The 26,773-nt window shown below is 56.5% G+C and carries 19 protein-coding genes and 2 pseudogenes; 8 read left to right on the top strand and 13 right to left on the bottom strand.

The features are described 5' to 3' along the window. The first annotated feature begins 124 nt into the window (after positions 1-124). A protein-coding gene (locus U2P90_RS19100) for an IS630 family transposase (RefSeq protein WP_295823575.1) occupies positions 125-1,148 on the top strand; the annotation gives its coding sequence in 2 pieces (ribosomal slippage) (positions 125-598 and positions 600-1,148; 1,023 coding nt in all). 99 nt (positions 1,149-1,247) lie between these two features. On the opposite strand, the gene U2P90_RS19095 is transcribed toward U2P90_RS19100, so the two are convergent. The 6 genes from U2P90_RS19095 to U2P90_RS19070 all read right to left on the bottom strand — a co-directional run bounded on the left by U2P90_RS19095 (position 1,248) and on the right by U2P90_RS19070 (position 9,782). Next, positions 1,248-2,252: an IS110 family transposase gene (locus tag U2P90_RS19095; protein WP_322474773.1), complete on the bottom strand. Its 1,005-nt coding sequence runs from the start codon at positions 2,250-2,252 to the stop codon at positions 1,248-1,250. Positions 2,253-2,589: 337 nt separating this feature from the next. After that, positions 2,590-3,837 carry a lanthionine synthetase LanC family protein gene (locus U2P90_RS19090; RefSeq protein ID WP_322474772.1) on the bottom strand — a complete coding sequence of 416 codons (1,248 nt, stop codon included), beginning with the start codon at positions 3,835-3,837 and terminating at the stop codon, positions 2,590-2,592. Then, positions 3,834-6,545: a thiopeptide-type bacteriocin biosynthesis protein gene (locus tag U2P90_RS19085; protein ID WP_322474771.1), complete on the bottom strand. Its 2,712-nt coding sequence runs from the start codon at positions 6,543-6,545 to the stop codon at positions 3,834-3,836. Before U2P90_RS19085 ends, U2P90_RS19090 begins: the two co-directional genes overlap by 4 nt. Then, positions 6,535-8,334: an ABC transporter ATP-binding protein gene (locus U2P90_RS19080; protein WP_322474770.1), complete on the bottom strand. Its 1,800-nt coding sequence runs from the start codon at positions 8,332-8,334 to the stop codon at positions 6,535-6,537. Before U2P90_RS19080 ends, U2P90_RS19085 begins: the two co-directional genes overlap by 11 nt. Continuing rightward, entirely contained in the window at positions 8,331-9,464 is a 1,134-nt protein-coding gene (locus U2P90_RS19075; protein WP_322474769.1) for a serine hydrolase, read from the bottom strand. Before U2P90_RS19075 ends, U2P90_RS19080 begins: the two co-directional genes overlap by 4 nt. Positions 9,465-9,575: 111 nt before the next feature. Continuing rightward, positions 9,576-9,782: a hypothetical protein gene (locus tag U2P90_RS19070; protein WP_322474768.1), complete on the bottom strand. Its 207-nt coding sequence runs from the start codon at positions 9,780-9,782 to the stop codon at positions 9,576-9,578. A 264-nt stretch (positions 9,783-10,046) separates the two neighbouring features. Between U2P90_RS19070 and U2P90_RS19065 the strand changes: the two genes are divergently transcribed. Continuing rightward, complete coding sequence (locus U2P90_RS19065) at positions 10,047-10,760, top strand: IS6 family transposase (RefSeq protein WP_380101690.1); 714 nt, start codon at positions 10,047-10,049, stop codon at positions 10,758-10,760. Between the two features lie 217 nt (positions 10,761-10,977). On the opposite strand, the gene U2P90_RS19060 is transcribed toward U2P90_RS19065, so the two are convergent. Next, positions 10,978-13,146 (bottom strand): protein kinase domain-containing protein, encoded by a 2,169-nt coding sequence (locus U2P90_RS19060; RefSeq protein ID WP_322474767.1) that lies wholly within the window; start codon positions 13,144-13,146, stop codon positions 10,978-10,980. Positions 13,147-13,429: 283 nt separating this feature from the next. Here U2P90_RS19060 and rnhA point away from each other — a divergent pair, with 283 nt between their 5' ends. Beyond that, positions 13,430-13,915 carry a ribonuclease HI gene (gene rnhA, locus U2P90_RS19055; protein WP_322474766.1) on the top strand — a complete coding sequence of 162 codons (486 nt, stop codon included), beginning with the start codon at positions 13,430-13,432 and terminating at the stop codon, positions 13,913-13,915. On the opposite strand, the gene U2P90_RS19050 is transcribed toward rnhA, so the two are convergent. Beyond that, positions 13,889-15,538, bottom strand: coding sequence for a hypothetical protein (locus tag U2P90_RS19050; RefSeq protein ID WP_322474765.1), 1,650 nt, complete (start codon positions 15,536-15,538; stop codon positions 13,889-13,891). The genes rnhA and U2P90_RS19050 overlap by 27 nt on opposite strands. A 168-nt stretch (positions 15,539-15,706) precedes the next feature. Between U2P90_RS19050 and U2P90_RS19045 the strand changes: the two are divergent. The 3 genes and pseudogenes from U2P90_RS19045 to U2P90_RS19035 form a co-directional block, all read left to right on the top strand. Then, positions 15,707-17,233 (top strand): annotated as a pseudogene (locus tag U2P90_RS19045) (type IIL restriction-modification enzyme MmeI); the annotation flags it as partial. 275 nt (positions 17,234-17,508) lie between these two features. Then, positions 17,509-17,751: pseudogene (locus tag U2P90_RS19040) on the top strand (hypothetical protein); the annotation flags it as partial. 12 nt (positions 17,752-17,763) lie between these two features. Then, positions 17,764-19,191 carry a type IIL restriction-modification enzyme MmeI gene (locus U2P90_RS19035; RefSeq protein WP_322474886.1) on the top strand — a complete coding sequence of 476 codons (1,428 nt, stop codon included), beginning with the start codon at positions 17,764-17,766 and terminating at the stop codon, positions 19,189-19,191. 80 nt (positions 19,192-19,271) lie between these two features. On the opposite strand, the gene U2P90_RS19030 is transcribed toward U2P90_RS19035, so the two are convergent. From U2P90_RS19030 to U2P90_RS19015, 4 genes are all read right to left on the bottom strand, one after another. After that, on the bottom strand, positions 19,272-19,577 hold the full coding sequence (locus U2P90_RS19030; RefSeq protein ID WP_295821749.1) for a hypothetical protein: 306 nt from the start codon (positions 19,575-19,577) through the stop codon (positions 19,272-19,274). A gap of 2 nt (positions 19,578-19,579) precedes the next feature. After that, entirely contained in the window at positions 19,580-20,251 is a 672-nt protein-coding gene (locus U2P90_RS19025; protein ID WP_322474764.1) for an AAA family ATPase, read from the bottom strand. A gap of 210 nt (positions 20,252-20,461) precedes the next feature. Continuing rightward, a complete protein-coding gene (locus U2P90_RS19020) occupies positions 20,462-20,896 on the bottom strand; it encodes a PIN domain-containing protein (RefSeq protein WP_322474763.1) in 435 nt (144 codons plus the stop codon). Then, positions 20,897-21,352 carry a helix-turn-helix domain-containing protein gene (locus tag U2P90_RS19015; protein ID WP_322474762.1) on the bottom strand — a complete coding sequence of 152 codons (456 nt, stop codon included), beginning with the start codon at positions 21,350-21,352 and terminating at the stop codon, positions 20,897-20,899. 119 nt (positions 21,353-21,471) lie between these two features. Between U2P90_RS19015 and U2P90_RS19010 the strand changes: the two genes are divergently transcribed. Further along, the gene (locus U2P90_RS19010; protein ID WP_322474761.1) at positions 21,472-21,834 is read left to right on the top strand and encodes an HNH endonuclease; all 363 of its coding nucleotides are present in this window, start codon (positions 21,472-21,474) and stop codon (positions 21,832-21,834) included. 208 nt (positions 21,835-22,042) lie between these two features. Next, on the top strand, positions 22,043-23,749 hold the full coding sequence (locus tag U2P90_RS19005; protein WP_322474760.1) for a hypothetical protein: 1,707 nt from the start codon (positions 22,043-22,045) through the stop codon (positions 23,747-23,749). A gap of 78 nt (positions 23,750-23,827) precedes the next feature. On the opposite strand, the gene U2P90_RS19000 is transcribed toward U2P90_RS19005, so the two are convergent. Further along, positions 23,828-26,773, bottom strand: a complete 2,946-nt coding sequence (locus U2P90_RS19000; RefSeq protein WP_295814249.1) for a Tn3 family transposase — start codon at positions 26,771-26,773, stop codon at positions 23,828-23,830.

The raw sequence follows: 26,773 nt of genomic DNA, 5'->3' as shown, positions 1-26,773 counted from the left end.
ACCTGTCCGTCCTGACGAGTGCCGCCCATGCCAGCCCCTCCGTCCTGCGAAGGCCCTGGTCTGAGCCTGGGGGGTTCTGGCAACTTACTGATCCATGCGTAAATATGTAGCATAGGGTGTGACGATTTCCTTCTGGCGGCCAAGCCACCTCACGCGCACCCAGCAGGAAGAACGGCGTCTTGCCGCCCAGTCCGCCCTCGCTGACTCCGGCCGCCCGACCCGCGACCTGGCCCAGCAGTTCGGCGTGGCCGAGGTGACGATCCGTGCATGGCGTGCTCGGCTGCGGCGCGATGGAGAGGACGCGCTGCGCGCTTCCCGCGCCACCGGTCGACCACGGCGTCTGACTGCAGCCCAGCAGGACGAGATCGGGGCCATGATCGACGGCGATCCCCGGTCGCACGGCTTTGAGACCAGTGGCTGGACGATCCCGAAGATCCGCCACGTGATCGGCGTGACCTATGGCGTGTGGCTCGATCGGGCGCACCTCTCCCGGATCCTCCGCAGTTGGGGATTCACGTATCAGCGGCCCGCACTGCGGGCCGTGGAACGCCACGAAGACGACATCGCCACCTGGGTTCGTGTTCAGCGAGAGGCCCTGGGGAAAAAAAATCGCTGAGGGCGCGACCGTGGTGTTTCTGGACGAAAGCGGCTTCAGTCTGAAAACGACGAAAGTTCGCACCTGGGGGCGGTGTGGGCAGACGCCGATCATCCCCACAAAGCTGCGCTGGGAACATCTGTCCGTGATCGGTGCCATCACGACTGATGGGCAGTTCCTGCACCACACGCACCGCGGCGCGGTGCGCTCACCTGGGGTCGTGACGTTCTTGGAGCATGTCCTGCGACATGTGGATGGGGAGGTGATCGTGGTGCTGGATCGCGCCATGATCCACCGGTCGAAGGCGGTGCAAGCGTTCGTGCACCTGCACGAACGCCTGTCGTTGCTCTACCTGCCGCCGTATGCGCCGGAATTGAACCCGATCGAGTTGATCTGGGCCGATCTCAAACGGAATGTGGTGGGGAACTTCTGCGCGATGTCGATGAGCGAGTTGAAGAAGCGGCTGACGGTGGGCTGGCAGCGCATCCGGCGCAAAGCCCTGCCGCTTGCGTTCATCCGAGGAACGCAGTTTACGGCATCGCTACTGACTTAAGCACGGATCAGTAAGGCAACACAACCGCCCGGAGAGGTTATCCTGAGCGGGTCGGTTCCTGGTGTGCTTCATCGCAGATAGGGTCTTGTTCCCTCCGTGTCAAGCTGCGGTATGTTCCGGGCGCTGATAGTCCTCCTGGTACGGCTGGCCAGACTTCACCACCGCCAGGCCAACGCGAAGCAGCTTTCGAGCCAGCGCGATCCGAGCCACTTTCGGTGGTTTCCCCGCCAGCCGCAGGTGTTGATAAAACACGCCGAGACGTCCATGACTGTGGGCCGCCCCCAGGGCTGCCAAGTACGCGGTCCGTCGGAGATGGGCGTTGCCCATCTTCGAGATCCGACCCCGTCCCCTGACACTGGTTCCCGACTGGACGGGGGACGGCGCAATCCCGCAAAACGCGCAGAGCTGGGCCCCCGTCTCAATGGCGGAGAAGCCGTCGGTTTCCGCCAGAACGGATACGGCACTCAAGAATCCAAAGCCCGGCACGCTGAGCAGGAGCCGCATTTGCGGCTCCAGTCGCGCATGGCCCGCCAACAGCTGCTTCATCGCCGCTTCGATGGCCTTGATCTGCTGTTCCAGCAGCTCAATACGCTCGTCAACCAACGTCAACAGGGTGGGCGAGGAGGTGGAGCGGTGCTCCATCGCATGGCGTCGATTCCGTTCCTGTTGCACTGTAGTGGTGAGGGCCGTGCGTTCACGAACCAGCAGTTTGAGCTCGGTGCTGTGCTGATCTGGAGGGTGCCAGGCCTTGGGCGGCCGGGTCGCGCCGTACCGGGCAATCGTCTCCGCATCCATGCAGTCGGTTTTCCCACGCCGGAGGATGGATCTGGCGAAGTACTTGATCTGGGCGGGGTTCTCCACGCTGACCGTACACCGTGCTTCGTGCAGGGCCGTTGCGCATTCCTCCCAGTACACGCTGGTGGCTTCCATGACCACGTGGAGGTCTGCCGGCACGACGTCATGCTGATGAGCAAAGCGCAGCAGCGCTTTGAACCCCGCTTGGGTATTGGGAACAGCGGGCAGGGTGATGGCACCTGACGGTGCGGGGAGGAGAAAACATGCTGCGAGACTGTCCTTGCCGACATCGAGTCCGAGCACAACCATACAAACCTCCAGAGAAGGTGAGAGGGTCGTCAGCGACACGCTTTCTCGAGACTCGTTCTTGTGGTGCAGGCTTGGTGGCCTCGGATAGGGTGCAGTCGCGGAGAAAGCACCCGGATCGGCCATAACTGCGATGCGGCCTTGGTGGGCCGAGAAAACACACAGGCTTGTCGATCCGGGCTGGCCTGACCTCTCCATTCTGATCAGGAACAGCGGCCCGGCCTACGACACAAGAAAACACCGTACAGGAGCCGACTTTTCATCTCTACCCCAGACTTTTGACCCCTATAGAGGGCTTCGCCGCCAAACTGTCATCTACTTAGCCACAGATATCTATGCTTCAAGTAATGAGCATTATTTCGTCTAAAGGACTAGCAATCGACGTGCCATCCAATATAAGAGAAATTGCTGGGCCGATTGATCCGTCCAAGGACGAAATAGATTTGTGTACACTTCTAATCCCGTTACTATTGCGTACGTCAAAAAATCCCCCCATTGAATCGCTATGATTAAACACTTCACTTATGAATTCAATCATTTCATTATATATCTCATCATTATCCATAGATTTTGCAGTTCTCGCGATACCTGATACACCATGACACATAGTAGTACCCGCAGTGTATTTAGATAAGTGACTTGATTTTCTATCCATCAGTGAATACAAGATCTCATTCACGCGTGGATTCGAATACCCAGTCTGTGTTGCTCTTCTAAAACCAATTGCAGCCCCCACATTTCCATAGCACCATGAAACTCCTCGGTATTGCCTGTCTCGTTTGAGATGACCCTCTTTTTCAACGAGACAATTCGCATATTCAATCTCATGGTTTACCTCTAATACGCCTTTCATTGCTAAATCACATAATTTATTTTGACTTTGTATTGTATTTTTATCATTATAAACTTGTTGATATTTTGATATTAATGATATCACGCCCATAATCCCATGCGCCATACCTAAATTTATAATTCCATCGAAGGCATTATATGTTACTAAATCCCATTCGTTGTAATCTCGACGCATTGTAATGAATGGTTTTTCTTTATTAGAATGCTTACAAAGAATAGTTATAATATGATGCAACAATGAATCTTTATTCGTAGTGGATGCTGAATACTTTAGCCTGGATAATCCAATTCCAACGAGTCCTGAGATTAAGTCATAACTATCAAGAGGCAGAGACTGGCGGTCACTATAATTTAAGTATTGACCGTAAACTACTTTCTCATGCTCAGAGGCAAGAAAAAGCAGAGCGTTTTTGTATAGACCCTCGTTTTTATAAAGATCTGATAAAATATAGATTAATCCAGAGAATCCGTTATAAAGCCCGAGATTATTAATAAGTTTGGGATGATCTTCTAGAATTTCCAGACTACGGTTTATCTGTTTCTGCGCGATAAATTTGTATTTGCCGGTTGAAGTTCTTCGATATAATACTATAAATAGCAAGGCCAAACATAATCGCCCATCTGTTATTCCTATGTTAAATTTATCAATACCTAATTCTTCAATATTGTCCTCCTCTGCCAGGAGAGCGACCCTATCTAACCAAATATCTAGATTTGATCCCAATATTTTGTTCATTTATGTTCCCTTACTGCCGTCCTAAAAGCTTTATAAATCAATTTATAGTATACGATTTCTTGATCACTTCCTACTCCACATCTATTCAGATGCATATGCATAAAACTAGCTATGCTATAAGGTGACCAATGTTCATATGTATCCCTGTCAAAGTCTTCTTCCAGCATATGACTTATTTCTTCGACTATCTTTTCGAAAACATACCTATCTAATGGCTTAATGGCCACACTCTCATAGTTTCGCCTCGTCATATCGTATATCTCCTCGGTGACTTTTAACACTTGGTCTTTTCTTACTATTATGCGAATTAATTTTAGTAATGTAATTGCTATTTTCAAAAATCTAGTCTCTTTAGAAGCCCCAATTAAATCATCAGCGTACATTATGCTGCTCCGATGGAATATTGCTTCGGCCTCGTCTATTTTTTCACGTCCCCCATATCTTTCAATTTCAGGATGGTATTCATCTATTTTAATAAAGTCTATAATGCCATCCTGCCTTAATTCATTCATATCATTCATCAAGCTGGCCAAATCAGAGTAATAGTTCTGAGATTTTATCCTCAGTCTTAAGTGGGGCCTGTCATCATAAAATCTTATGAAGAACCAAGAATAATCCTTATATTTTAAATGTATTTTGGCAATTATAAAGTCGTAAAATATAGAGTTAGCGTAAAGTTTGACATATATCCAATTACCGCCAATCTGATGAACATTAGAATTTACAGATGCATCAACTAAGACACTGTGCGTTAGATTAGATTTTTCACTGATTTTATAGTTCGGGTCATACTTGTTATAGAAGGCCAGCAGTTCTAGATTCTGCGGTCGTCCATCAATATCAAATATAACCTCTGTGAATCGAAAGGGAAGACTGCTTCTGTTCTGATCAAGTATATTAAAGGCAATATCGCTATCTAAGTCTAATATAAGTCTTTGATCTTCCATACCAAACCATACATATTTATCAATTTTGCGCTTCTCTCTAATTAATGTAAAACGTCTTCTATCTATTTTACCTGAAATTAGAATATCTTTATCAATATGCCATGTTTTAGGCCAAATGACGATGTCTCGGTATCGTACTCTAGGTAGGAATGGAGCATCGAAGTATTGGCCCCAATCAAATCTTAGCTGGTCTATACTCTCCGGCTCGCTCATTTCCAACATAAATCGCACTATTTCAGGAGCCGATTCCAACGTTAATAGACTAGAGGCTCTGAATTTAAGCCTTTTACCACTACCAATATGATAGAATACGAGTTTACCCTCTTCTGGCTTAATATATATCTCATTGAGTTTTATCTCTTGAGTTGTACCAGAAGGATTAAAAAGCCTTAAAGTCAGGCCATGTATCTTCTTGTGTACTGCTAAGTTATTTGCATTGTTATTGAAATGTGTATATGTCAAATCTACTAATTGAAAGTCTCTGTTACTATCAGCATCCAAGTTTGCTAAATCAACATAAATTTCCCCTATATCGCTATCAATATGAGAGAACCTTCCTAATGATCTACCAGCAGGCGCAGAAGCAAAAGCCGGGAGTAAAAGCGTAAGCTTGCGGCCCTCTAAATATCCCTGAGTGAAGAAAACTTCAAATGTACTAGGTACTAGATTATAATCTTTGTTCTTTAAAATACGATTAAATAAGTCTTCAGGCAATAGCAATTCTTCACTGAAGTCTTTTAGATATTTGTTAAATAGCATTCTATAGAATGGGCTCGTCACTGCTGATTGAGTGTCTTTACTATTGGTAAAGTGCTTCGGAAATCCTATTCCTCTAATATTATCAACAACTTCCATCAGACTTGTTAAATTGTAATCAAAAACTTCAATATATTGCTCATAGTACTTATTAATACTGTCTTTGGTTAAGGAGGCAGAGTTAATCTTGGCCATAAAGGCTATAACTTTTCCAAGATCCTCAATTGCCGAAGAGTCTATAGTAACCAACGACCCGCTTTTTATGCTTACTTGCACATCAGGATAGGAGCCATCTATGAATGGTATAATAACACTACCATCTAATTCGTCAGATAATTTTAAGACTTCGCAATCAGTTTTTTCAATATCAAGAGTATTGTCATTTACGTAAACTAGAAGGCCCTGAAAAACTAAATTATTAATAAGAGCGATTATATCTTTATAATTATCTCGTCCCCAAATCGTACACAGCGTGTCAGCAAGTGTATCAAAATCAATTGGCTTTTCAGTAATTGATACAATATATTCTAGGATTGGACTATTTAATAGATTCTTCGTTTCGTAACCATTACTCGTTTGAACAATATAATAAACAATCTTATCTTTTTTATAAAAAGTATTTGTCATAACAACATAATTTGATTTTGTAGATTTTAGCTTCTTATAGCCATTATATTTTAAAATACTTGATTCACCTTGCACCACTGCAACTTCACTGCCTAGGTAAGATTCACCGATTTTACTAAATAAACCAAATGGAGTTGCCCTAGAGCCTGCGCGAATAATATATTTTGCTATCGATAAGCGAGACTTGATATCAGATAATATACTGCTATCCTCAATATTCAAATCAGAACTCGCATATTTAATGGCTGCCCTAAGCAAATTTGAATTAATATCGTGATTATTAAAAATATCATACTTTCCTTCAAATATAGGCGATATTTGATCAAAACTTAAAATTGGAAGTCTATAAACAAATCTTTTAAAGTAGTTAATCTTCATTATTATCTCCTAACGCTAAATCATACAATCCAGCTTGTGTATCCCAAAGTTGTTTATAATTTTTATTACTCTTTATTAAGTCAATATGATTGCCTCTTTCCACAATCTGTCCTTCTTCCATTACAATAATAATGTCGCAAACTTTAGCGGCATACATCCTGTGTGTAATTACAATAGATGTCATCTTGTTTAGAACAGTAGTCAAAGAGTCAAAAACCTCCGATTCGATTACAGGATCTATAGCCGACGTGGGTTCATCTAAAATAGCAATTTTTGCGAAACTCATTTTCGTTAGTGCGCGTGCCATAGCCAGCCTCTGCCATTCTCCTCCAGATAGCTCTACGCCATCGAATTGCCGGCCCAACTGAGTCGAGTAGCTTAATAGTTTACTATCCATAGTTTTTGAGAATCCAGAAATCTTCGTAGCACCACTCATAAAATTGATATCTTGACTATCGAATGAAATATTTTCACCAATAGTTAGATGGTATTTATTATAATCCTGAAACATAACAAGAATGTGATATCTCCAATACTCCTGATCAATCAAAGTCAAATCAATGCCATTTATCAATATTCTTCCCTCTGTTGGATCATAAAACCTCAAAATCAACTTCATTAGCGTAGATTTACCGCTGCCGTTTCCCCCAACTATGGCGATGCTTTGCCTGTTGTCAATCGTTAATGATATATTTTTCAAAATTTCTATTCCAGGCAGATACGAAAACGATACATTCTCAAAAGTAATTTCAACTGTGTCGAGATTAGGCGTTAAATGTCCGCCTTCCATTTCATCATGTGAATCTAAAAATGAGTAAAGTCCGCTAATGTAAAGCAGATCTCCAGATAGCATAGATATATCTTGAGCAGTCTGATCTAATGCCTGTTGTAATCGCGCTACACCTTGTATATAAATAATTATGCTTCCGTATGTTAAATTACCTAAATAAGCGCTACGTATTAACCAAGCTAAACCAGAAAATGCTACTAATTCCTCAATAACTAGTAATGTTTGGGAAATTTTAGATCTTGCAATCCGTTGTTTATGCAATGTATTGGCCCTTTCATTTGAAAGAATTTTAAATCTTTCAATAAAAAATTCATAAAAATTAAACATTCTTGCCTCTTTTGCAGTAGTACCAGATAAGACAGATTGCGAATAGTAAGATATTCTCCTGTAGTCTGTGTTCATGGCATAATTTTCTTCTAACTGTATCCTAGCAATTTTACTTGTTTCTTTTGCATATGGTAACAAGACTACAAATAGTATAGCGGCAAGGAGTACATTAATACTAGATATTAGAATTAATATTCCTGCTAACAGAATTGTATTAGTGATAATGTTAATTGACATAAAAACCAAGTTATTAGCTCTATACACTGCTTCATTTTGAATTTGCGTAAGGTTATTATGAAAATCAACGTTTTCGAATTTTCCAATCCCTTGAAACGATTTGCTCTTTTCCATTACACTGACATTGATGAATATATTTAGCTTATCCGCAAGCCGAGCCTGCTTTATAGGTAAAATTGTATACAAATAAGTAGATAGGATTGAGACTATCGCCCAGCACGATACCAGAGTAAGCAAGTATTTGACGTTAAGTGGATTTTGAGCAAGGTGATTTACAATCTGTCCAGTAATGAAAATGCCAATTAATGGCGAAAATGCATTAATGCAAGACATAATTAGAATGACTTGTGTGTCATTTTTATCAGCTTGCATTGCTAATCCAAAAGTCCGTCTGTATATCTTAAAAAATTCATACATCTTTGCTTGACTATTCATGCCATCTCCAAACTATACGACATCTTTCTAATTAGAGCTATCAATTTTCTCTGCATAGTATCAAAATCCATATGTGATAGAAAATTATTTAAAATAAACGTCATAGTGTATAGATCTGACGAATGACACTTTAGAGAAATAGATACAGCATATACACCTGGAGATGAGCCGCCCTTATAGCGAAAAAAAGTGAATCTATTGACGTCAAATATAATCGGCGGCTTACCAAAACCCAATATACTGCACTCGATCAAATCAGACATTACATTGTTAATCTTTTTTGCTGTTGAATACCATCCAATTGGTGTACCAATCATCTCTCTATAAAAATGTAGAATACTGGGTGTGTCATAGGGAGTTGAAGCCAAAACTTTCAACCTAGTATGATAGTCTGATGCAAACCATAGATCTGCGTATTTTTCATAATAAGTGTTCATAACATAACACTCGCGTGTTTTCATCGCAGGAATACTACTCTCAGATAAATACTTTTCGATAGAAGATCTGCCAACTATGTCTAACAACATATCGGCAGCTGTATTATCACTCAAACATAACATAAGATTAAAAATCATATTATAATTAATATAAGTTTTATCTGGGAAATCTTGAAGAATTCCAGTTTGCAGACTTACCATAGCTGAGTCGATCTTTATAATCCGATTGTCAAAATCAGAATAATTTTTCTTCAAATCCAAATACTCTCGAGCAATAAATAATTTAAACAGTGACGCAATTTGCATTTGAGAATCGACTCTATGATTTTGTACCTCTAATCCATTTCTTGTAATCGAAAAGGAAACACAATCACCGAAATCTCTAATTTCATCACAAATACTGTCGATACTCTCGCATACGTCCATCATAGAGATAACACGAAGATCTGATATTTTCATCAGAGCATTAACAACGATGCGAACTAGGAGCACCCGAGTTCTAAAATTGACTCTCCAGAGGTCTCCAGACGGCTCAACACTCAATAATTTACCAGACATCTGTAGTATCTTTTCCAGTTTCTCTTGTATCTCTATCACATCAACAGTGGTTTTGGTAGCATTAGAAAAAAAATCTATTATTCTTTTACCTGAAAAAATCTCATAAAGCAAAGCCGCCTCTCCATGCTGCGTCATATATACAGACTAGTGCCCGACATGATTTTTGTCAAGTCGGGCACTAATATAGCAAGAGTTCTACAAAAACTATATAGAATCACCAATTACTACTTGTGATCTCTTAAACAATCAAATATCCTCAAAATCGACAATTCCACCGCCACCACCACATGAAGGAGGATAGGTCTGAGTACAACAACGTGAGCACTGATATGTCACACTGCCAACTGGGCGGCTAAGTACAACATTTTCAGGCGTACCTCCATCAGTTTTAGCAGAGTCAATGAACGATGTCAGGCTGAACGTAAAATCACTCGCTAAGGTCTGATCTTCCATGGCTTCCTCCATGCTCACAACATCTAAGATTTTAAATTTTCTTAGACATATCAATTCTACAAACACTCCAGCATAGATGCGGCTCTCATCAGCTTGACATGAGTACAAACATCTGCTAGGTTCTGTCCGCAAAGTGTCATCCACAGGCAAGAATGACTTGTGGTACGACGCTATGAACTGACGGACGAGCAGTGGAGCCAACTGGCTCCACTGCTCCCACCTCAACGCCAGGGTTGTGGCAAGTTGGTGGCGTAGGGTGATGCGATGCTGAGCGGTCAGAAGCTCCCCGGCTACCGGTTTCCCCTGGCCGTCATCGGCTACGCCGTCTGGCTTTACCACCGCTTCACGCTGAGCTACCGAGACGTCGAAGAACTGCTGCTGGAACGAGGGATTTGCGTCACCCGTGATTCCATCCGCAGCTGGTGTATCAAATTCAGTGACCCGCTCGCCCAGAACCTGCGCCACCGGGAACCCCGCCGGGGTTCCCGGTGGCATCTCGACGAAATGCGTGTGGAGGTCGGGGGCATTACTCATTGGTTGTGGCGGGCGGTCAACGAACATGGCGTTGTGCTGGATGTGTTCCTTCAGCGGCGCCGGGACACAGAGACGGCTAAGGCTTTCTTCCTCCGGCTCCTGGGTGAGCATGACGTCCCAGCCATCATCCACACCGACAAGCTGTGGAGCTACGGTGCGGCGCCTCGCACGCTTCCCGTGCTCCACAGCGTGGAGCACGTCCAAGTCGTGTCTACGGCTCGCTGCAATAACCTCGTGGAACAATCCCATCGACCCACACGCCGACAAGAGCGGCAGCAGCGAGGATTCAGGTCACGACATCGAGCCCAGGGATTCCTTGACCTACACGCCAGAATCACGAATCTACACCACTCGGCCCGCTGTACCGTTCCCGCGCATCATCGTCGTCACCACCAACAACGGGCATTCGCGCTCTGGCGCGACGTCGTGAAGCAGGTGGCCTGAACTTCAGGCCACCTGCTTCACTGGGTCTCCTTCATTGCCCTGGCGCCAACAACTTGCCACAACCGGTGTAGTCGTAGGGGCCGGGCGGAATAAAGTACACTGAAGGTATTTACTCGAAGCACCTGCGTTCCTTGAACAGTGGACAGGTGCTGATCCTCCCCCATTGCTGATAGGAACCCAACTGCGAAGTCAGTAGCATCTGACCCGACCGTTACACTCAGAGCTGCGCCAAGAGTCCATCGCGCTCGGCCACCAGTTGCTGTACCTCATGCTGCGCCAAAGTGTGAGCAGCCTGACCCTCTCTGATGACGAGTTGCAGACGACTGGGGCCATCCGCCAGCTGCTGTCTCAATTGCTGGAGTTCGAGCGACACGGCAGTGTGGAGGAGCGGATCACCTGACCAAGTGGGCAACGTTGCCTCAATTCTTCTCTCGACCTCAGCCCGCCACTGCATCAGATCTCGGATCGTCTTCTCGCCGATGCCCGGGACGCGCGCCAGCTTCCCCCGATCCATGGCATGGGCCGTCGAAAGACCACGCTGCCGGAGTGCATCGACACGTTTGACGCCGACTCCCGTCACCACGCCGGGCTCCAACCGGGTTCGCCGCAACTCCCACTCCAGATCAGCCGCCTTCCGCTTGGCGCGGGCCTCCTCCTCGCGGCGAACAAGCAGTTGATCGGCAGCGTACAGCTGGTCACGGATGCCCTCCAATGCGCTCAGCTGGGCATCAAACCGTTGCCATACACCTTCATGGTATTGATAGCGGTTCACGCGCTGCGCGATGCGGTGATCGACCGCCTCCACCTGGGCGATGAGACGTGACTCAGGGGATCCCTGGTTCCCCGAGGAGATCAGGGCAACCACGATCAAGCCCAACAGGCTCAACCCCACCGAGGTCAGACTGAGGGTGCCGAATCCCCACGCGCAGCCCCCCAGCGAGAGCATCAGCCCGGCCACCGTGACGTAGGTGCGCACCGAGATCTTACGGGGCGGCCGTGGCAGCGGTGGAACCGCCAGTGGGATATCGACGGGACGCGGCACATGCATGATTGCCGCCCACAGGTGGCGGATCTCGTCGGGAGCCGGGAATGGAGCTGGTGAGGGGGGTGGTACTGGAGACTTGCCTGACGGAGGGGGCGCTGGCACCGCTGGTTGTGGCGGAGGTACCGGTCGTGGAGCCGGTGCGGGTGTTCGCGGAGATGGCGGGGCAGGCTGAGGTTTCGGCCTGCTGGGTGCTGGTGGAGAAGGCGACCCCGTGGGCTTGGGGGGCTGGGCCTTCGGCACGTTCCCCCACGCGTGGCGGAAAGTGAGATCCCCTGCGGCATTGATCCATGACATGCGGAGCAGCTCGGCGCGCACCTCAGGAGGCAGTTCGCTGATCTGAATGCGGCCGTCCTCCAGTTGATTCATGAAGTCGTTGGGGGTGAGCCGCTGGTGCTTCAGATAACCGATCAGCGGCTTCGGTCCGAAGTTGGGCCACTTGGGTGGTGCCGGTGCCTGGGGTGCCGGTCGTGGGGCTCTGGGGGCAGGTTGGGGCGCTGTCAGCAGGCTCAGGAAGTCATCGGCCGTCTGGGGCCGGTCGCCAATATGCATCTGCAGGGCCGAGTCCACGGCCTGCGCCAGACCGGCAGGCGTACCGCGGGGAAGGGGTGGCAGTGGGGTGCCGGCCGCGCGCTCCACGGCGGACGGCGGCATCTGCCCGGTCAGGGCATGATGCAGCGTCGCGCCGAGAGCGTAGAGATCCGCAGGCGGCCCCGCCTTGCTCTGCGCGAGGTACTGCTCCAGCGGCGCGTACCCTGGCGTGACCAGCTGGGTCATCCGGGTGGTCTGGCCCGCCCGGAACTCCCGGGCCGAACCGAAGTCGATCAGCACAGCACGCCCAGTGCGTTCGAGGATGACATTCTCCGGTTTGATATCTCGGTGGAGCTTGTTCGCCGCATGCAGGTGACGGAGGGCCCGGGCGAGTTCCCTGGTCACACGCAGAAGATCCGCAGCAGGCATGGTACCCGTGCGACCGAGCCGAAATGCCATCGACTCGCCCTGGAGGTACTCCATCACCAGGTAAGCGGTGTTGTGCTCGGTGAACTGCGCGTACACCTGCACGATCCCAGGATCCGCGAACTGCGCCAGCACCCGTGCTTCGGCCAGGAAACTGTCACGGACGTCCTGGAACTCCGCAGCCGTCAGCTTCCGAGATGGCTGGACGACCAGGCCCTGACGCTTCCAGTCACTGTGAAACAGTTCCTTGATGGCCACCGAACGCTGGAGCTGAAGGTCTGTGGCCAGATAGGTGATGCCGAACCCGCCCTGGCCGAGCGTGCCTTCGAGGCGGAACTGGCCGCCCTGGAGCAGGGTTCCAGGTGGCAGCGTCTCGTCGACTGGCACGGGCCAGCCACACGTTGGGCAGGCGGTTGGTCCCTCAGGGAAGTCGGACAGACAGACGGGGCACTTCATTCCAAACCTCGTGGTGTGCTCACACCCCTGACCTGGGTACAACTCCGAATCACATCAGTGTGGCATGCAGCATGCCGCCGTGCTGTCCAGATTGCAGGGATTCATGTCGAGGAGGCGCTGCACCCTGTCCGCTGGCAGGTACTGTCAACGTGGAGCGTAGGCCCCGTTGTCAGATCGTCACCTCCACCTGGCCAGGGTCGTCCACACTGCGGTCGTGAGCTCTGCCGACTCCCGGCCCCTGGTGCGCCTCGTCACGGACGGCGCGTGTTCCGGCAATCCCGGCCCCGGCGGCTGGGCGTGCCTGCTGTCCAGCGGCGGGCACACGAAGGAACTCTCCGGTGGGGAGCACCCCACGACGAACAACCGCATGGAACTCACCGCCCTGCTCGAGGGCCTGCGCGCGCTGAAGAAGCCCTGCCGGGTGCACGTCGTCAGCGACTCGAAGTACGTCATCGATGCGTTCGAGCAGGGCTGGCTGGAGAAGTGGATCGCGAAGAAGTGGAAGAACGTCAAGAACCCGGATCTGTGGCAGGCTCTGGCCCAGTCAGCGCGACCCCACACCCTGACCTTCGAGTGGGTGCAGGGACACGCCGGTCACCCGGAGAACGAACGGGCCGACCAGCTGGCCGTGCAGGCCCGAGACGCGGCCGCACGGCAGCCCGCCACCCCCCGCTCAGGGCCGGAAGGCGGCCTCTTCTGAAGGGAGAAAGTCTAGCCCGGCCAGAGTCGTTACGGGCACTGTCGGCGCGCCCGCATCCCCGGTCGGCCCCTGAACGGCGGCGGCCCCCACACACGCGAGGGTGCCCATCACCCCGGCTGGGTGGACACAGCGCACGAAAGCCGACCAGCGCGACGGCTGGGACCTCGCGCAGGCCCAGCAGGTGCGGCCCCCGAGGGTCGCCTGCTGTCGTGCGAGATCGGCCCGTACCCCGGTGAGCGTCTCCAAGCCAGGGCGGCCCTGCAGGCCATACAGCCGGCCGTCCAGCACCTCCCCGTCCGCGAGCACCAGCGGCAGGGTCGTGACCAGGGCGTGGGCCCGCTCGGCCCGGAAGGCAAACCGCAGGATCTCCCGGGCGACGGTGGGTCGCAGTTCGGCCCAGTCGGCGCGCAGGTCGCTGCGCCGCGCCACCTGCAGGGCGAGGCTGGGCGTGTCCACCTGGGTCAGGCGCTCGCGCGCCACGCTGTCGAGCGTCTGGGCCGCGAGGAAGGCGGTCGCGGCACTGGTGTAAGTTCGGCCTCCCAGACGCACCGGCACTGGATGCCAGGCGTCCAGGAACGCGTAAGTGCCGGTAAAGGCTGTCAGCCTCCGGGGAGGCTTGACCCGAGGTGTCTGCGGAACCCGCGGTTCCGACCGGGCCGGTGTGTTGATCGCCTTCAGAGGAGGCTGGGGGGGGAGGATCACCGGGACTGGGGGAGCGGCAGGGAACAGCGGGGTCCCATCCCCGACCGGACCCAGGCTTCGGGCCTTCCGTAGGGCATCGACCGAAGGGTCACCGACCTCGCCGTACAATTCCACCAGGGCCTCCGTCCAGCCTGGCTTGATCACCGGTGAGGCCGCGTGCCACCGGCCGGCGGTCAGCCACTGGGCAGGGGACGCCTGGCTGGGGGGCACGATCCGCAGGGCGATGTGCACCTCACATCCCACCTGAGCCAGGTGGTGAAGGGTGGCCGTCTGGCTCAGGGTGAGCCGCAGCGGATCCCCCTCTCGGATTGGACGGCGGGTGCGCCGTTTGACCTCGACGATGACCGGACAGGTTTCCCCTGCGGCGACCACATCGATGTTCGTGAAGTCGCCTGGGCGCGCCGCCGCGACCTGCTCCACATAGGTGGCCTCCACGAGTGCAGCGCGCAGCCGTTCCCGCGACACACCCGGCCAGCGGAGCTCCTGGTCGGCCGCCGGCCAGGAAGGGAGCGGCACGGTGCGGACAGGGGCAGGACGCCCCGGTACCAAGTGCGGCCGGCCGCGCAGCGTGGTGGTGCTCAGCGGCCAACTGGTGAAGGTCAAGGTATTCTCCCCGGCCATCCACTGAATGGCACTTACGCCATGCAGGCGGTGAACAAGATCCGCAAGCAGCGTCGCATCTGAAGGGAGCAGATCATGGGGCGACGCGGCCATGAACGCCAGCCACGTCCAGTCCCGCGTTTCTCCGAGGACGCGGGCCACCACATCGCGTCGGCCGGCCTGACGGCGCAGCGCCCACAGCCCGAAACCGGCCACGTGATGCCCACCTTGACGGACGGCGTGCTGGACAGCCGATTCCGTCACCAGCGCGTCAAGCTGTGCCGTCACGCGATCTGAATGTGAATTCGAGGCGTTCGACACCTGAAGCCATGATGCACGGCGTAGAGGCCAGTGTCAGCGCAGGTACGGCATCCAGGCCACGGCCTAGCATGTGCTGACCCGTCCTCCCAACACAGCCGCTACAGAGTAGATCAGTGCCTTCCTATTTGTAGGCAACGAACATCTTGCGCCTCGCGACGCCACGACGGTATGACAGACTCCAGGCGACGAATGAACGTGGACACTTTTATCCAGCGCTGGGCCGGCTCCGGCGGTGCCGAGCGTGCCAACTACGGGCAGTTCCTCAGTGAACTGTGCCGCGTGCTCGGCGTGCCTGAACCGGAACCGACCCGACCTGACGATCGGGATAACGCATACGTCCTGGAACGCAGTGTGGTTGAGGCCCACGATGAGGGGCAGCGCAGCGTCCGGCGCATCGACCTCTATCGCCGGGGCAGTTTCGTGCTGGAAGCGAAACAGGGTGTCGAGCGCGAGGTGGCCGAGGAAGAGGCGCTGCTGACTGCAATGGGGAAGAAGCTGCGCAAGAAGGGACATGGGACGCGGGGTACTGCAGGGTGGGACACCTTCATGCGGCGCGCGCGCGAGCAGGCCGAGCAGTATGTCCGGCTCCTGCCACCCAGCGAGGGCAGACCGCCATTCATTTTGGTCGTGGACGTCGGCCATGCCATCGAGGTCTACGCGGAATTCACCCGGACAGGCGGCGCTTACCTGCCCTTCCCCGAAGCCCGAACCCACCGGATTCTCCTCGACGACCTCCGACGCGAGGACGTACGTGAGCGGCTGCGACGAATCTGGCTCGACCCACTCAGCCTCGATCCCAGCCACCATGCCGCCCGGGTCACCCGGCAGGTGGCCGAGACGCTGGCCACCCTCAGCCGCAGTCTGGAACGGCAGACTGATGCGCAGGGGCAGTTCCTGAGTTCCGAACGCGTGAGCGCCTTTCTCACGCGGATGATCTTCACCATGTTCGCGGAAGATGTCGGCCTGATCTCCGACTTCCGGTTCCGCCGCACGCTGGAGACCCTGCGAGGACGACTGGAGGCCTTCGTCCCGACCGTCGAGGAGCTGTGGAGCAAGATGGCGACGGGTGGGTACAGCGTCGCGCTGCAGGAGCAGGTGCTGCACTTCAATGGCGGACTGTTCGAAGGGGTGGAGGTGCTGCCGGTCACCGACCCGCAGTTGAACCTGCTCATTCAGGCGGCCGAACATGACTGGAGTCAGGTAGAACCTAGCATCTTCGGGACGCTTGTCGAGCGTGCCCTGAACCCGGTGGAGCGGCACAGGCTGGGTGCCCACTACACGCCACGGGCGTACGTGGAGCGTCTGGTGAATCAGACGGTGATGGTGCCGCTGCGTGAGACCTGGCGCAACACGCAGGTGGAAGTTCAGAACACCCTGGACAGAAATGAGGGCAACGACGCGGCCCGGAGGAAGGCCCGTACCCTGGTCGAGCGCTTCCTGGGGCATCTCCAGGAAACGAAGGTGCTTGATCCCGCATGTGGGACGGGCAATTTCCTGTACGTCAGCATGGAACTGATGAAACGCCTTGAGGCCGAGGTCGTGGAAACGCTGGTCGCCCTGGGCGGACCCGCCCCCCTGATAGGTGTGAGCCCGGAGCAGTTCTTGGGCATTGAGCTCAATCCCAGGGCCGCCAGCGTGGCCGAGCTGGTGCTGTGGATCGGCTACCTCCAGCTGTACGCCCGGGAACATGGGAAGGCCCGGCCTCCAGAGCCGATCCTCCAGGCTTTCCATAACATCCGCCAGGGAGATGCGGTGCTCGCCTACGACGACCGACGTCCCCGGGTCACGAGCACCGGCCTTCCCGTCACCCGCTGGGACGGCGCGACCTTCAGGGTGCACCCGGTCACTGGAGTCAACGTTCCGGATGAGGCGGCTACACGTCAGGACGAGGACTACCTCAATCCTCGGCCGGCACCCTGGCCACGGGCGGACTACATCGTGGGAAACCACCGTTTCTCGGTTCGAAACGCATGCGCGAGACGCTCGGGGACGGCTACGTGGATGCCCTTCAGGCGGCGTGGCCCCAGGTGCCGCAGGCCACCGACTTCGTACTGCGGTGGTGGGATCGGGCCGCTGAGCTGGTTCGGGCGGGAGCGGTGCGTCGCTTCGGTTTCATCACCACCAATTCCATTTCCCAGGCCTACAACCGGCGGGTTCTCGAAGGTCATCTCCAGAACGAGACCACCCCCCTGTCGCTGGTGTCCGCTATTCCCGATCATCCCTGGGTGGATGCCGCTGATGGGGCGGCGGTGCGGGTGGCCATGACCGTCGGCGAGGCCGGCCGGACAAGTGGCGAGCTCACGACGGTGACGCGTGAGCTGGACACGGCCGGTGAAGGCGACACGCTGGTCGGCGAGACCTCCAGCGTGACCGGCATGATCCACCCGAACCTGACGGTTGGCGTGAACCTGACCGACACACTTCCGTTGAAAGCCAACGATGGACTCTGCGCCGTCGGTATGAAAACCATTGGCGCGGGATTTCTGCTGACTGAGGACGAAGCCGCAAGCTTCGGAGCGATGACGGATCCCGTGGTGGCCAGGCACGTCCGCCCCTACGTTAATGGGCGGGATCTGATGAGCCGGACACGTGGAAAGTACGTCATCGACTTCCACGGTCTTCCTGAAGAGGGAGTACGCTCCGAGTTCCCCGCCCTCTACCAGCACCTGCGCAACCACGTCTATGACCTGCGTCAGCAAAACAACAACGCCCTGTTCCGGGAGCTCTGGTGGGTGCTGGGTCACTCGCGGCCCGTGTTCCGGGCGTTCACGGCAGGGCTGACCCGCTACGTGGTGACGCTGGAGACAGCGAAGCACCAGGTCTTCCAATTTATTGACGCCAGCGTTGTCCCCGACAGCACGCTGGTGACCTTTGGCTTCGAGGACGCGTACCACCTCGGAGTGCTGAGCAGCCGACACCACGTGGTGTGGTCTCTCGCTCAGGGAAGCAGGCTAGGGGTGGGCAATGATCCCCGCTACAACAAGACGACCTGTTTCGAGACGTTCCCGTTCCCATACGCCACCCCGGAACAGCAGGGCCAAATCCGTGAGTCCGCTCAGGCCCTCGATGACCATCGGAAGGCCAGGCAGGAGATTCACCCGGCCCTGACGCTGACAGGGATGTACAACGTCCTCGCCAAGCTCAGGAGTGGGGAGCCCCTTGATGCCGCCGAACAGAAGATTCACGATCAAGGCCTCATCACGGTGCTCAGGGAGCTTCATGACCGGCTGGATGAGGCAGTCGCAGCTGCCTACGGCACCGCATCGCGGCCGTCAGACCAGGACATCCTGGCAACCCTCGCTTCCCTCAATGCCGCTCGGGCTGCGGAGGAACGCGCGGGCACCGTTCGCTACCTTCGACCCGAATACCAGGATCCAGGACGCCGTGTGCAGGAGGGCCTAGGAATTGCGGTGCCCCCTACCGTGCCGAAAGTGGCGGCACTCCAGCCCTTCCCAACGTCCCTGCCGGCGCAGGTTCAGGCGGTGCGTCAACGTCTGCAGCAGGCAGGACAGCCGCTGACCTCACGTGAGGTTGCGTTGGCCTTCACAGGCGCAAGGCCCAGTCAGGTGGAAGAGATCATTGCGACACTGGTGATGTTGGGGCAGGCACGATTGACGACCACGGGTGCGGCAGACGTACGGTATGCAGCATAGAAGAGGAAAAAGCCATACGCGTATCGTTACTACCAACACCGGATCCGAGGTTTTCAGCGACGTTTAATCCAATATTCTTTTCAACGTTGTTTTCGACGTTCCCGTTCCAGCTTTTCCTCGATGGCATCGACCAGCCAGGCATGGCGTGACTTCGGCCGCCTCCCTCTGGACGCGGCCTGCCGGAGGCGGTCAATCTCACCCAGCGTGCTCTCGTAGAGTCGGAGCTGGACGTTCTTCAGCTCGTCGACCTGAGCGTCGGCTTCCCTTGCGGTGGGCAGGGTGAGATCCGCGGCGACCGTGCCCCCGCGGCGAATGACTTCCTGTACCCGGTCTTCCGGGATGGCCGGCGGAGCGGGTGGCCGTTTGGGGGCACGCGAGACGGCCATGCCTACTCTCCCCTGCCCGCTGCGAACTGCGGTTCCCTGCCGGTGACCTGCCGGTACAAGTGCAGGAATTCCTGGGATGCCTTGCGGTCGTCCGGTCGGAGCTCCAGCACACCCAGGCCCTGCGCGGCCGCGTTGGCGTAGGCCTTGCGGTTCCCGAGCGGCGCGTCGAGGAAGGCCAGGGCCTCCGATTCCTTGAGGGCCTCCGCCGCGTCGTCGTTGTCGCTGCCACGGGGATCGGCCCGGTTCAGGAACGCGTGGGCCTTCAGTTCCGGGTTGACTGTCCGGATCTCCTGGATCAGCCGCGCCACCTTCTCCAGGGTCCACACATCGAAGCTGCGGGGGTTGAATGGCACGAGGTACAGGTCGGCCACGGTCAGGGCGGCCCGCTGGCTGGTCGTGTCGCGCCCCCCGGTATCGATCACGACGTCTTGGAATTTGGCCGCCAGTTTCCTGAGTTCCTCACGGGCCGCCTGCCCGGTCAACTGGACGGCGGTATAACCCGTCTGTCCACCCTGGCGTTCGTTCCGCCACGCGGAGAAGTCCGTCGCCGTTTCCTGGTCGTCGGCGTCTACGAGCAGGACATCCCGTCCATCCAGCGCCAGGGCCACCGCCAGGTTTGTCGCCACGGTCGTCTTGCCACTCCCACCCTTGATGCCGCCTACCACATAGATCATGTGCACCTCAAATCAAACGTTATTGCTAACGTTGAAATCAACCTGTGAAGTAACCTAACAGATTCACTGGTCGAGCATGTCCTGCAGTACGGCAGCTGACTGTGGGAGCTGCAGGTGGGACAACGCCGTGGCCACATCGCTGCTGGTGAGCGTAGGCTTCTTAAATGGTGCCATGAGCCGACGCAGCACCCGATCAGTGGCCTGCGGGTGCTACGCGAGCACCGGGGCCAGCCAGCCGTCAGGATGCACCACCGCCAGGGCGGTGCCAGGCACGGCGGCCGCCGGGAAGTCGGTCAGGTTGAAGGTGATCAGGGCAGGGGCACCGCTGTGAAGGGCGGCAGCCAGCACATGCCGGTCGTCGGGATCCGGCAGGTGCAGCCCTGGCATGAGGTGCTGGTAGTCCGTGACCCGGGCGTGGGGGACGGCCGCGTCCATCAGCAGCCGGGTCTGGTCGAGGGGTGCCCTCGGCAGGCCGCGGTCACGGACGAGCGCGTGGATCCATTCCTCGTTGACCTCGTCCGACCACCGCAGGCGGCACAGGCCCTCGATGTCCAGCCGGATGAGCAGATCACGGAGCAGCGAGGGGTAGAGCACGTTGGCGTCGCAGAACGCTTCTGGAAGGTGGGGTGACGGGCCGGCCGTCACTTACTGTGGGTTCCCTGCTGGCTGCTCGTACAGCTGGAGGTCTTCCGTCAGCCGCGTCAGGGCGTCCGCCGCGGCGTGACGCCGGTCGCGCTCGTCGCGGTAGGCGAGCACGTCAGTCAGGGCGATGCGGTGATGGGTGCCTTCCATGCGGTACGGCAACTGGCCGGTGTGGAGCAGGGCATTGACGAGGTGAGGGCGGCTGACGCCGAGCAGCCGGGCCGCGGCGGCGGGGGTGAGTTCCTGCTCCGTGGCGACCAGGGCGACGGTGTGGCCGTCCCCCAGTTCCTGGACGGAGGCCTGGAGCAGCTGGGCCACCAGGGGCGAGAGCGTGATCCGCTGGGCGTGATCGCCCTGCCCGAGCACGAGCTCGAGGGGGCCGTCCGCCTGGGAGAGGCGCTCGGCCAGGACCTTGAGCTGCTCCAGATCCTGCTGGGGAGGGGTGAACGCCACAGTCATGCCCGCAGTATACCGCAGTCAAATGAAATAAGTGAAATTCAGGTTACTCCGAGAAGACACTTCAGATTTGACCTTGAAAGTAACGTTATAAGTTATGTTAGACTAACATCATTAAAAACGTGATCTCCAACGTTCTTCATCTTGTGCCCGGTAATGACTGGAGCGGCCTTCACATGCGACACTACAAACGCTACATCAGAATCAGAGACACCCGCACCGGCCGTCGCCGTACGCTGCACCGCGTCCTTGCCGAACAGCTGCTGGGCCGCCCCCTGCTGGCCGGCGAAGTCGTCCACCACAAGGACGGCAACAGCACCAATAATGCCCCGGACAACCTCATCGTCCTGCCCAGCCAGCGCTACCACGCCCACCTCGAATATCACCTGCGGTGCGAAAGACGTGGCATGCCGTTCCTGTTCCCGGAACTCCTGCAGGGCAGTCAGCAGCCACGTCCCGGCACGCTGTTTGAACACGTGTTCTGATCCTGGCTCTAAGGCGACACAACCCTTCAAAGTGTTGCAGTCGCAACTGGGCCGCGCTGGGACATGGGTTACGCCATACTGTTCGCGATGCCCAAATTCAACGTCGCCTTCGTGACGCAATCAGCTCGATGAAGAACGTTGGGGGGCGCTTCCGGCCACGTGTCGGGTGGTGGACACGTTCCACCGCTCCCCAGTGGAGTCGCCTCGCATGAGCAGCAAGCGGGTATCCCGTATTCCTCCGGATCAGCGCAGGAACCCCAGGGCGACCCGTCCTCCACCGTCCACCATTGACGAGATCGGGGAGAGGTTGAACCCGTACGACCTCACGGACCTGCTCACCCTCAGCGCCCTGTTCAACGTGAGCGACGAGCCTTTGCAGGGCAAAGTCCCAGCGGCGCGGACGCTGCTGGTCTTCGCACTCCGGCGCCTGTTTCTCCTCGCCGTCCTGCGCTCGAAAGCCGCCGAGTACAAGACGCAACGGATCACCGCACGTGAGTTGGATCAGCGCTGGACCGAGTGCATGACCGTGGACGGTCTTCACATGCCCGAGGAGCGAGACACCCTGTTCACGCTTCTCCTGCCGTTGATGGCCAATCAACTGAGGCACCAGAACATCACGTTGGCGGCCCGGGCCCAGCAGGTGTACGGCCACCTGATCGCTTCGGCCCCACAGGGAAAGAAATACCTCGATGTCGATCAGGTGTTCGCCGACCGCTACGGGCTGTCCCTGGTCGACCTGCTGCGCTTCATCATCCTGCTCGAAGCCTGGCAGCTCTCCTGTGGCGAAGGCGTCGATCAAGCCCTGCACCTCAACTCTCAAGTTGAGAGGATGGAGGTCTGGTTCGCATTGGTGGAAGGTGGGCGACCCTGGCGCCTTCAGCACCTCCAGTTCACTGCCGAGCGGTTTACGCAGGCCTTACGGATTCCCCGGGCGGTGGTGGACGCAGCGCTCGCCTGTCTCTCGGCCACCGTACCAGAGCTACGTGCCTGGCAGGACAGCCATATGCATCTGGGGCTGACGGACACCCCACAGACCATCCCCTTCGCACTAGACCACCGCCCCCTGGTGCGCCTCAAGAACGGGCAATACGTCCTTCCAGAGGGCAGCAGCCTACGCATCGCGGTATCCCACACGCTGCTCACCCTGCTTGATGCAGCCATACCGGCAGATAAGCAGGACGCCTACAACAACACCCGCGGGAAAGCACTGGAGACGTACCTTCTGCACCTCTTTCAGGACGCCTTTCCCCCGCCAGCGCGGGTCGTGTCTGAACGGGAGTACTGGCGTACTACAAGGGAGCGGATTAAGGGGCCCGACCTCTTGCTGCTGGATCCTAGAGACGACCGCCCCATCCTGATTGAGGCCAAGGCCACGCGAACTCGACCCACGACCGCTCCCGATCCGACGGCACCGCGTTTAAAACGCAATTACGGTGCGGCCTTCGAGGCCCTTCACCCTGACAAGGCAGGACGGAAGATCTCCGACCTCCGGGCCCATCTTTCAGAGTACAAGGACGTGCAGACCCAAATTGATGCCGCGTCAGGTCGTCCTCTGGTGATCGCGCTGGTTCACGATCTGCCCCCCCGAGCTGGGCGGCTGTTGGGCCGTCACCTGCGGCAGTACCCCGCCGATCCTTTAAACAACGCGTCCTACGACATGCTGCTCATGGACCTGATTGAGCTGGAGATGGCGGTTCATCAGGCCAAGACCACCGGGCACTCACTTCGGGCAATCCTAGAAAACGAGATTCAGGGGGTGGCGAACGAACGTTGCCCGGAGACACACGTCATGTCCCTGGACAAACTGCCAGAGGCAGACCCCGAGATCCCGCTCTATTGCATGCGATACCCCTTCCTGTTTGAGCCCTGGGCCGTGGTGGAAGACGAAGACCCAGACCCTTCCAGCGCTGAGTAGGCGGAACCGCAGAGGCTGTCACGTAAACAGGGCTTAACCTAGCGAAGGCCAACATTTTGGCCAACTCGTCTGCGCCCGCTAGAACTCCAGGGGCAGCCGCTCGTGCATGTCCAGCGTGAAGGTGCCGTACGGGTTGATGTGCTGCCACTTCAGCGGCGTCAGCGCCCGCAGGTCTGCCCCGGTCAGCCGGCCCTGCCACTCCGGCTGGGCGAGTACTTGCTGCATCATCAGGGTGTTGACGTAGATCAGGCTGACCTGCAGCAGGTGCAGGCCCAGCATCTGAAGTTCCTGCTCGTCGATCCGGTTGCTGGTGAATTCGCCGCCCTTGCCGTACAGGATGAAGTCGTTCGCGCTGTTCCACGATTCGATGACCTGCAGGCCCTCGTGAATCTCGCGGCGCAGCTCCTCCTGGCGCAGGTAGTCGCATAGGAAAGCGGTCTTCACCGCTTTCCCCAGTTCGGCCAGCGCCCGGTACGTCGGGTGCTGGACGTTCTGGCGCGTGAAGCGCCGCAGGATGCTCTCGGCGTCCGCCGTCCCCAGCCGCAGGGCGGTGGCGAGCTTGATCATCTCGTCGTACTGCTGCTCGATCAGTTCCCACTGGATCGGCCTGGTCAGGATCGCCTGGAGCTGGGCGTACTTCTCCGGCTCGCCCCTGTTCGCGCGGTACAGCTTCTGGCGCCCCATGTTTTTCAGGCGCGGCAGGAGCTGGAAGCCGAGCAGGTGGCAGAACGCGAAGCCCACCTCGCTCTGGCCGTGGGTATCGACATAGTTTTTGTCCACCTCCATCTCGGTGTCGTGCCTGAGCACCCCCTCGATCATGGCGGCCACCTCACTGCTTGAGCAGCGCTTGAGCTGGCTGTAGATACACACCGAATGCTGCTCCACGTGCCAGTACACCATCACGCCGGGGCCGCCGTAGCGGGCGTGCCACTCGGTCATCAGGTTCTGGTTCCAGGCCCCGAACTTCTTGCTGTCCGAGGCACAGGTGGTGGTGGCCTCGCCCCACAGGGCGGCGTCCCTGGCCTGGAAGATGGCGTTGCACACGCGGCTGATGGCGTCCCGGAGCTGCTCTTTCTGAACGTATCGGCGGCGGATGTACTGGAGGTCAGCGAAGCTGTCCTCCCCACCCCCACTGCACATCCGCTTCAAACCGGCGTTGGTGCCGATCCCATGCAGGCACAGGAGCAGGCGGCGCTGCACCACCTCACGGCTCAGCACCTCACGGGCAGCCACCGTGTGGAAGGCGTCGGTGAACCCGGTACGCAGTTCGGTCTCCTTCAGGACGTCCAGCAGGTTGGTCATCGGCCAGCGCTGCACCAGCGCCGCCGCCAGCCGGGTGATGTTCTGCGGTTCGGGGAGCGCCGTGAGCGGGGAGACCGACAGCCGCCCCTTGCCTTTCTTGGACGTGATCAGCCTGACCCTGGCGTTGTCGGGAAGGTCGGTGTTCAGGGCGTCCAGCGCGCGCTCCATCCGGGTGCGGAGTTGAGCGGTGAAGGTCTGCGCTTCACCCGGTTGGTTCAGGGCCGAGTAGTACTCGGCCCGTTTCTGCTCGAAGTCGCCCGGGAGGTCCTCGTCGGGATTGCGGAAGCGCCCGGCCCCCTCGATCCACACCTCCTTACAGCGGATCTTGTCGCGCAGCGTGGTCAGCACGCACATCTCGTAGGTGACGCGGTTGATCCTGCGCCCCTCGGCATCATCGAGCACCAGGGCCTGCCAGTCGTCCTTGACGACGCCACCCAGGGGGACGTCCTCGCCCAGGGGAAAGGTGCCGATCCGGCGATCCCGGTACTTCGTCAGCAGGGCAAGCGCCCGCATGATCGGCTGGTGACGGTCGTTGTTGCAGCGGAACGTCAGGACGCCGAGCAGCAGCGAGATCGCCCGGCGGTAATGGTGACCGTACGAGTTGCGCGTGACCAGGCGCACCTCGCGGCCATAGGTTCCCTCGGCCTCCATCTCGCGGATCAGGTCGTCGAGCACCGTCTCCGGAACCACCGGGTAGATCACGTCCCGCACCGCCCGTTCCGGCTGGGCGCGGGCGGCCTTGGCGAGTTTGAACAGCAGCGCACTCTTGCCCTGCACCCGCCGGAGGTGCCGCAGCACCTCCGCCTCCACCTTGCTCTCGGCGCGGGTGCCGATGTGGTGGGCCACCGAGATCAGCAGTTCCACCAGGTCGTCGGTGACCTCGACCAGCCGCTCCCAGCACAGCGCGGCGAGCAGGACGTGGCGCAGGGGAGCGGGATGGCGGCGCAATTCGCGGGGCGGTTCACTGGCGGCCCGGCGCCGGTACTGCTGGAGCACTCTGGGAGGAACCCCCTGAAACAGCTGCGGCGGAAGGCCGAGGGCGCGCAGCTCGGTGAGCTTGGCGAGTTCCGCCAGGACGGTGTCGACCTTGACCCGCCCGGCGGTGTCCTTGAGGGTGGCCAGCGTGGAGCGGACGACCAGCAGCGGTTGCAGGTCATCCGCCGCCGCGTCGGTGCTGATCAGGGCGTCGAGGGCCCGACAGGTCTGGGAACTGAGCTGGCGCTGGACGCGCTGCATCCAGTGCTCTGCCTGTGCGCCCACGGCCGCGCGCAGGCAGCGTCCGAACCGCTGTGCCGTGGGCGGAACGAGACGCTGTCCCCGCAGAAACTCCCGGCCGCGCTGCTTCAGAACCTCCGAGTCCGTGTTGAGGTCGGCGACCAGGGGCGTGAGGTGAGCGATGAGGGCGGCCTCATCGGAAGCTTGGAACCCCCGGAAGCCGCAGAAATCCGCCACCTCGTCGCGGTAGCGCCGCGCGGTTCGGGTTGACCAGTCCACCTCCGCCCACAGGACTGGAGAGAGGCCGAGTTGCTGGGCCAGGACGTCGATGACCGCCGCAGGCACCGCCTGCGGACGATCCAGAAACTCGCCCTGAAGCTGGAAGGTCTTGAGCAGCGCGGCTAGGTGGAGCGTGGCGGCCGCGCCCTTGTGGCCCAGAAAGGCCTGTTCCCCAGTGGTCAGGGTGAAGTGGTGGGCGAGTTCCTCGGGCGTCCAGGGGCGGTGCAT

The organism is Deinococcus sp. AB2017081 (assembly GCF_034440735.1).
GTDB lineage: Bacteria > Deinococcota > Deinococci > Deinococcales > Deinococcaceae > Deinococcus > Deinococcus rufus.
Note: the sequence above shows the minus strand (reverse complement) of the source record. Positions and strands in the feature narration are given on the sequence as shown.

What these genes read in the sequence shown, in the direction of transcription:
- U2P90_RS19070 (WP_322474768.1), bottom strand. Translation starts at nt 9,782, where the DNA reads ATGGAAGATCAGACCTTAGCGAGTGATTTTACGTTCAGCCTGACATCG.
- U2P90_RS19015 (WP_322474762.1), bottom strand. Translation starts at nt 21,352, where the DNA reads ATGACTGTGGCGTTCACCCCTCCCCAGCAGGATCTGGAGCAGCTCAAG.
- U2P90_RS19095 (WP_322474773.1), bottom strand. Translation starts at nt 2,252, where the DNA reads ATGGTTGTGCTCGGACTCGATGTCGGCAAGGACAGTCTCGCAGCATGT.
- U2P90_RS19090 (WP_322474772.1), bottom strand. Translation starts at nt 3,837, where the DNA reads ATGAACAAAATATTGGGATCAAATCTAGATATTTGGTTAGATAGGGTC.
- U2P90_RS19025 (WP_322474764.1), bottom strand. Translation starts at nt 20,251, where the DNA reads ATGATCTATGTGGTAGGCGGCATCAAGGGTGGGAGTGGCAAGACGACC.
- U2P90_RS19005 (WP_322474760.1), top strand. Translation starts at nt 22,043, where the DNA reads ATGAGCAGCAAGCGGGTATCCCGTATTCCTCCGGATCAGCGCAGGAAC.
- U2P90_RS19085 (WP_322474771.1), bottom strand. Translation starts at nt 6,545, where the DNA reads ATGAAGATTAACTACTTTAAAAGATTTGTTTATAGACTTCCAATTTTA.
- U2P90_RS19075 (WP_322474769.1), bottom strand. Translation starts at nt 9,464, where the DNA reads ATGACGCAGCATGGAGAGGCGGCTTTGCTTTATGAGATTTTTTCAGGT.
- U2P90_RS19030 (WP_295821749.1), bottom strand. Translation starts at nt 19,577, where the DNA reads ATGGCCGTCTCGCGTGCCCCCAAACGGCCACCCGCTCCGCCGGCCATC.
- U2P90_RS19000 (WP_295814249.1), bottom strand. Translation starts at nt 26,773, where the DNA reads ATGCACCGCCCCTGGACGCCCGAGGAACTCGCCCACCACTTCACCCTG.
- U2P90_RS19065 (WP_380101690.1), top strand. Translation starts at nt 10,047, where the DNA reads ATGCTGAGCGGTCAGAAGCTCCCCGGCTACCGGTTTCCCCTGGCCGTC.
- U2P90_RS19080 (WP_322474770.1), bottom strand. Translation starts at nt 8,334, where the DNA reads ATGAATAGTCAAGCAAAGATGTATGAATTTTTTAAGATATACAGACGG.